This window comes from Marinifilum caeruleilacunae (assembly GCF_013141825.1).
In the GTDB taxonomy this organism is placed as follows: domain Bacteria; phylum Bacteroidota; class Bacteroidia; order Bacteroidales; family Marinifilaceae; genus Marinifilum; species Marinifilum caeruleilacunae.
This window is the reverse complement of the sequence record NZ_RZNH01000054.1, coordinates 20,744-27,267: the sequence shown is the minus strand read 5'-3', so window position 1 is coordinate 27,267 and position 6,524 is coordinate 20,744. Positions and strand designations below refer to the sequence as shown.

The window sequence follows — 6,524 nt, the reverse complement described above, 5'->3', positions numbered from 1 at the left end:
AATTAGATTGATAGCCTCTCAAACTGTCGAGCTAAAATTTGAAAATCGTTTTCCAGATGGAGTTCCATTTCAGTTAAAGATTAATGGAGTAACTGATGAATGTGAGAATGCACTGGATACCATTGTCAATTTAACCTATCATGAAATTCATCCTTTCGATGTGGTAATTAACGAAATTATGGCCGATGAAAGTCCATCTCAAGGCTTGCCAGAATTTGAATATATCGAGCTGTATAATACAATGGATTACCCGATTTCTCTAGAAAACTGGATCTTGCAAATTGGTGAGAAGCAGTTATTTTTTGCTGCAGATACTATCAAGGCAAATTCTTATTTGATTCTCTGCTCACATGCTGGCAGGGAAGCATTTTCGAACTATGGAAAAGTAGTGAGTCTTTCGAACTTTGGTGGATTAACAAATACCGGTAATACAGTTCGATTGATTTCAGCACAAGAGCGAATAATCGATGAAATTACTTATTCAGACAGTTGGTATCAATCGGTGGAGAAAAGCAATGGAGGTTGGAGTCTCGAACGTATTGATCCGATGAATCATACTTGGCAAGAGCCAAACTGGACTGCTTCTATGTCGGAGAATGGAGGAACTCCGGGAAGTGTAAATTCGGTGCTTTCTGATAATAAGGATATTGTTTCGCCCGAGATAAAAGGAGTTGAAATTCTGTCCAACAATTCAATAGTGCTTGAATTTTCTGAGCCAATGATCGAGAAACAGGCAATGCTTGAAACAAACTATGTGTTGGAACCCCATCATTTACGAGCTGAAAAAATTAATAAGAGCGAAGGAAACGAGACAGGTTTTGTATTGATATTTACCGAATCTTTCATCAAAAATTCAAAGTACAAACTAATGGTTTCTGAAAATGTTACCGATTTAGCAGGCCATTCATTACAAAATAATCAAAAGGAATTTTGGGTACCAGCCATCATTAAGAAAGGTGATCTTGTCATCAACGAACTTTTGTTTAATCCATTCCCTGAAGGATCCGATTATGTGGAAATCTACAACAGAAGTAAGAATATTTGCGATTTATCTCACTTGTTTTTGGGTAAAAAAGATGAAAATTATCGAGTCATAGATAGCGTTCGCTTGTCCGAAAAATCGGTATTACTTTTTCCTGAACAGTACTGTTTGTTTAGCATCGATACTTTAACTGTTTCCGACACTTACTTTACTTCCAACTCAAAAGTGTTCTATCAAGTGGATTTACCCAATTATCCCAATAAAGAAGGAAGAGCGGTTTTATTTACAAAAGATAACCTGATTGATGAATTTGAGTATTCCGAAAGTATGCATTTTGAATTGCTGGCGTCAAAAGAAGGAGTTGCTTTGGAAAGAATTCATCCAGACCTTGAAACGAATTCTGGCGCAAGCTGGCAATCGGCGGCTCAAAATGTTGGTTTTGGTACACCTGGTTTAAAAAATTCGGTTTACCGCGATTTGGAATCCAGTAAGGATGAAGTCAGCCTATCAACTAAAGTTTTTTCGCCAGACAATGATGGTGTTGATGATCGTTTGTACATCAACTTTAAACTGAAAGATGAAGGTTTTGTGGCCAATGTCAGAGTTTTTAATTCGATGGGGAAGGAAATCAGGAAGTTGGCGAACAACCTGTACCTGGCAAAAGAAGACCAGATTTTCTGGGATGGATTAAATGCCAAAAGAGAGCGCTTGCCAATTGGAATTTACCTGCTTTATATCGAAATGTTCAATCCCGATGGAGAGGTGAAATCATTCAAAAAAACCTGTGTTATTGGAGGGAACTTTAAATAATGAAAAAAAATATGTTTAGCATTATAAAAAGAAAAATTGCTCTTGTTTGTTTGTTTTGATTTTTGTAACTTGATGATGCATAGAGCATTTATAAGAAATAGTTTAATTTTGGCAGAAGCCAAAATGCTTTAGCAATAGCTGTTAATTAATGTAGTGGTTAATTAAATGGTAGAGTAAAGGGGAATTCTTGAATTCCCCTTTTATATTGAATCTGTTTCGATATTGTGCAAATTACTCGATCGCTTATTTTTCTTCACGTAGTTCAGAATCTGATTATCGAACTTCGATTTGTCCTCGTTCAGGAACTTAATGCATAATGGTACATAGAAAAGGTACTTTTTAATGCTTTCTTGTTTGATCTCCATGTCGAAAATTCGGGTTGCATCTTTCTCTGTAGTAATAATGATTTTATTGTCACCTTCAAGCTCATTAAACTTCTTCTCAATGGCCTGAATATCTTTTTGGTTAAAGGCATGGTGATCTGGAAAATGAAATTCCTCGATTCGATCTGAAAAACTGTCTAAATACTCGCGCAATGGTTTTGGATTTGCAATTCCGGTAACCAAAAGAATGGAAAAGCTTTCCTTTGCCCAGTTGGCATCAGTAATATTGATTGCTTTTTTGCTAAATACAGGCTGTAAATTTCCATAATCCAAGCAGGTGAAGTACAGTTTCTGATAAGGTAAAATTTTAAGCTCCTTTACAATGATTCTTCTCTCGATAGGAGTCATCTGTGCCGGAGCCTTACTCACAATAATAATATTGGCACGTGAGCGTTCCTCTGCACTTTCGCGTAATCTGCCATAAGGCATAATAAAATCGCGGGTAATTGGCCTGTTATAGTCAATTAAAAGTATCGAAATTCCTGGTTTGATATAGCGATGTTGATATGCATCATCAAGCAAGATGGCACTCAAATCATTTCCATGCTCACTTTTTAGAAGGTTCTTTACTCCATTTACCCTTTTGCTATCAACAGAAACAAGGATGTCTGGAAACTTTCGTTTGATCTGCATGGGTTCATCACCAATCTGATTTGCGGTAGAATTTTCATCAGACAATATAAAACCCTTCGATTTTCTCTTGTATCCGCGGCTCAGGGTCGCTAATTTATAATCATCTTTCAGTAAGGCAATCAGGTATTCGATATGTGGTGTTTTTCCAGTTCCACCTACGGTGATATTACCAACCGAAATGATTGGAATTTTAAATTCGGTACTGGTTAAGATATTTAAATCGAACAGCATATTACGCATAGCTACTATTAATCCGTAAAGTAAACTAAATGGCAATAGCAGAACTTTTAAAAAACGGGATAATGCCTTCATCGATTTTAATTTTAAGCTGGTGTTTGCATTCTTACTTTTAGGGGGAATGCTTGAATAGCAACAATTAATTCTCTATTAAATTTACAGAAATATTTGTTAGGATTTAAAACGAATTAAATATGACAATAATTTTTTATTTAGTTGATAAAAAATTGCTGAATGATGGAATAAAAAAAATCCCCAAGAAATTGAGGATTTTTATATAGATATGAATTGATATTAATTCAGTTCGATTTCGTAAGGCAAACGAGTTTGAATACCACCTAAATCCATTAGGCTATGTGCCTGGTTGTAATATCTGTAGTTGTCGCCCAATTCAAACTTCAGGAATCTTGTTTTCGCCTCACCTGTAAGGTCATTCAGCAACTCCTGTATCGGATCTTTTTGCTTAGGAAGCGATACAATTCTGTAATCGTCTGTTAGTCCAGCCTTTTCTTTGGCAATTTCAATGGCAGTTTCCAAGCCTCCAAGTACGTCAACCAATCCATTTTCTTTGGCATCAACAGCACTCCAAACTCTTCCCTGGGCAACTTCATGAATTTCTTCTTTCGATTTGTTACGCCCATCGGCTACTCTTGTTAGGAAAGTATCATATCCATCGTTGATAATTTCTTGCAAGATCGCTTTTTCGGTAGTCGTAAATTTTCTTGATGAAACCGGAACAACCATTAATGGATAACCACCGCCAAATGCAGCATGTTTGTTAGTTCCGTACGAATCGGTTGTGAAACCAATTTTATTTTTAATTAATTCTTCGCCCGAGAAGAATAAGCCGTAAATACCAATCGATCCGGTAATTGTATTTTTATCGGCAACAATGGTATCGGCCGAACAGGCAATGTAATATCCACCAGAAGCAGCTACGTTACCCATAGAAGCAATTACAGGCTTTTCCTGCGATGCAAGTTCAACTTCTCTCCAGATAATATCAGAAACCAACGCGCTTCCACCTGGCGAGTTAATACGAAGTACAATGGCTTTAACTGTTGAGTCTCTTCTTGCTTTGCGAATGGTATTCGCCAATTCAGGACCAATTGCTGTTTCGCTTTGTTCATTTCCAATGGCACCAGAAGCATACACAACTGCAATCTTATTTTTCGAGAATGTTGCATCTTCATCTGGCGATTTCGAATAATCAGAAATGCTAATCAAACGAAGTTTTTTATCCTCCTTAATGTCAGATAATTTTCTTAGAATCGCATTCATTTCATCCTGGTAAATCACGCCATCGATTAAATTGTATTTTTTAGCATCAGCAGCTTTCTTTACTGCAAAGGCATCGATAATTTCGTTTAATTTTTCAACAGGAATATCTCTTTCTTCCGAAATTCCTTTTAAAATTTGGTTCCAGATATCCCCAACATATGCCATGGTTTGCTCACGACTTTCATCACTCATGTTGTCTCTGAAAAACTGCTCGGTAGCCGATTTGTATTTTCCAACTCTGATTACCTGTGCTTCAACACCTACGTTTTTCAAAAATTTCTTGTAAAAAGTTCTTTCACCACCCATACCTAAAAGAAGCATCATAGCTTCAGGATTTAGGTAAATGCTATCCGAAACAGAAGTTAGGTAGTACGCTTTTTGTGAGTAACCAAAATTGTTATAGCTCACGATAAACTTTCCGGTTTCTTTAAACTCTTTTAGCTTGTTTCTGATTTCTTCGATAGAAGCAATTCCTCCAAAATTTGCAGAAATATCACTCACATTTAGATATATCCCTTTAATTTTCTCATCGGTTTTTGCTTTCTCGATGCTTTCCAAAATGGTATTTAAACCGATACTGGAACTACCGGCACCTGGAATATCCAATTCGGAGAATGGATTGTCTACACCCCTGTCGGCCAAGGATTTATTTAGTTTGATTTCCAGAATGCTTTTGTTTTTAACAGTTACTGATTTATCGGCGCTCGATGCAATACCGGCAATAATCATGAAACCAAGAAACAAAAGAAGAATTCCACCAACAATAACTCCAAGTATTGAGGCAAATGTAAACTTGAAAAAACTTTTCATATTTGATATACTTTAAATGATTATTCTAATTCATAAGAAAAATCCAATTTATGTAAATTGGCACAATAACAAATATATTTAATTAAACTGACAGAAGATTGAAATGGCTATTATTTTCGATGTATATTTTGTTTGAAAAGATTTCTTTGTTTCTTTGACCGATCAAATTAAAAATCATGGCAAAAGTATACTTCTTAATAGGTGGAAATTTAGGCGATAGAGAGCTGATATTGATAAAAACAATAGAAGCTTTGGCAAATCGAGTAGGAAAAGTGCTTAAAGTATCGGCAGTATACGAAACTGAACCCTGGGGGTTCGAGCACGAGCAATCCTTCCTGAACCAGGTTGTTTTGGTTGAAACCAGCATGTTGCCCGAAATCGTTCTGGATCATACTCAGGCCATAGAAAATGAGTTGGGACGTGTAAGAAAAAAGAATCGCTATAGCGAGAGAACCATCGATATTGATATGCTTTTTTACAACGATTTGATTATCGATTCTGAAAGATTGGAAGTGCCGCATCCAAGAATGGGAGAGAGGATGTTTGCTTTGGCTCCATTGGCGGAACTTGCGTCTGAAATGATCCATCCGGTAAACGGAAAAAGCATTTTGGAAATGAAGAATGCTTGTCCCGATGGCTCGCAGGTAAGTGTTTTTAAGGCATAAAAAAAGGACTGTCTTTACAACAGTCCTTGAAAATATTTTCAAAATATTGATTATCCCAGTTTAGCTCCGAAAGCCAAATCGCCTGCATCACCACATCCAGGAACAATATATGATTTTGAGTTTAGGTCTGCATCAACAACGCCATTCCAAATGGTTGTGTTTTCTGCGGGTAAATTGTTTTTCACCAAATCAACACCTTGCTGACTAGCAATTACCGATACAATATGTACGTGTTTCGGAGTTCCTTTTGTAAGCATGGCTTTGTATGCAAGTTCCATTGATGATCCTGTTGCCAACATTGGATCGGCAAGAATCACTACCTTTCCATCGATAGACGGAGATGAGATGTACTCAAAGTTAATTTTGAATTTTCCATCTTCGGTATGCTTACGATACGCGGAAATAAAAGCATTTTCCGATTTGTCGAAATAATTCAGCAAACCATTGTGCAAAGGAAGACCAGCTCTTAATATCGATGCAACAACAACTTCATCCTTAGGAAGCGAAGCAGTTGCAGTTCCCAGAGGAGTTTCTACTGATTGATCTGCAAAATCTAAAGTCTTACTGATTTCGTATGCGAAGATCTCACCAACTCTTTCAAGGTTTCTTCTAAATCGAAGAGGATCGTTTTGGACGTTAACGTCGCGGATTTCAGCTATAAATCGGTTAAAAAGGGAGTTGTTCTCTCCTAAAGTATGGACCACCATGTTTTATTATTTAAAA

At 36.7% G+C, this 6,524-nt stretch carries 5 protein-coding genes; 2 read left to right on the top strand and 3 right to left on the bottom strand.

All coding sequences use genetic code 11. The annotated features are described in order from the left end of the window. The coding region (locus ELS83_RS20515) for a lamin tail domain-containing protein (protein ID WP_171597423.1) at positions 1 to 1,792 on the top strand (1,792 nt) is incomplete at its 5' end. Positions 1,793 to 1,992: 200 nt separating this feature from the next. Here ELS83_RS20515 and lpxK read toward each other — a convergent pair. Both lpxK and sppA read right to left on the bottom strand, forming a co-directional pair. Next, positions 1,993 to 3,120, bottom strand: coding sequence for a tetraacyldisaccharide 4'-kinase (lpxK, locus tag ELS83_RS20510; RefSeq protein WP_171597422.1), 1,128 nt, complete (start codon positions 3,118 to 3,120; stop codon positions 1,993 to 1,995). Positions 3,121 to 3,339: 219 nt separating this feature from the next. Beyond that, the gene (sppA, locus tag ELS83_RS20505; RefSeq protein WP_171597421.1) at positions 3,340 to 5,136 is read right to left on the bottom strand and encodes a signal peptide peptidase SppA; all 1,797 of its coding nucleotides are present in this window, start codon (positions 5,134 to 5,136) and stop codon (positions 3,340 to 3,342) included. A 176-nt stretch (positions 5,137 to 5,312) separates the two neighbouring features. On the opposite strand from sppA, the gene folK reads away from it, so the two are divergent. Beyond that, entirely contained in the window at positions 5,313 to 5,801 is a 489-nt protein-coding gene (gene folK / locus ELS83_RS20500; protein WP_171597420.1) for a 2-amino-4-hydroxy-6-hydroxymethyldihydropteridine diphosphokinase, read from the top strand. Between the two features lie 50 nt (positions 5,802 to 5,851). Here the strand turns inward: folK and upp are convergent, their stop codons facing one another. Then, the gene (gene upp, locus ELS83_RS20495) at positions 5,852 to 6,508 is read right to left on the bottom strand and encodes a uracil phosphoribosyltransferase (protein ID WP_171597419.1); all 657 of its coding nucleotides are present in this window, start codon (positions 6,506 to 6,508) and stop codon (positions 5,852 to 5,854) included. Between the last annotated feature and the right edge of the window lie 16 nt (positions 6,509 to 6,524).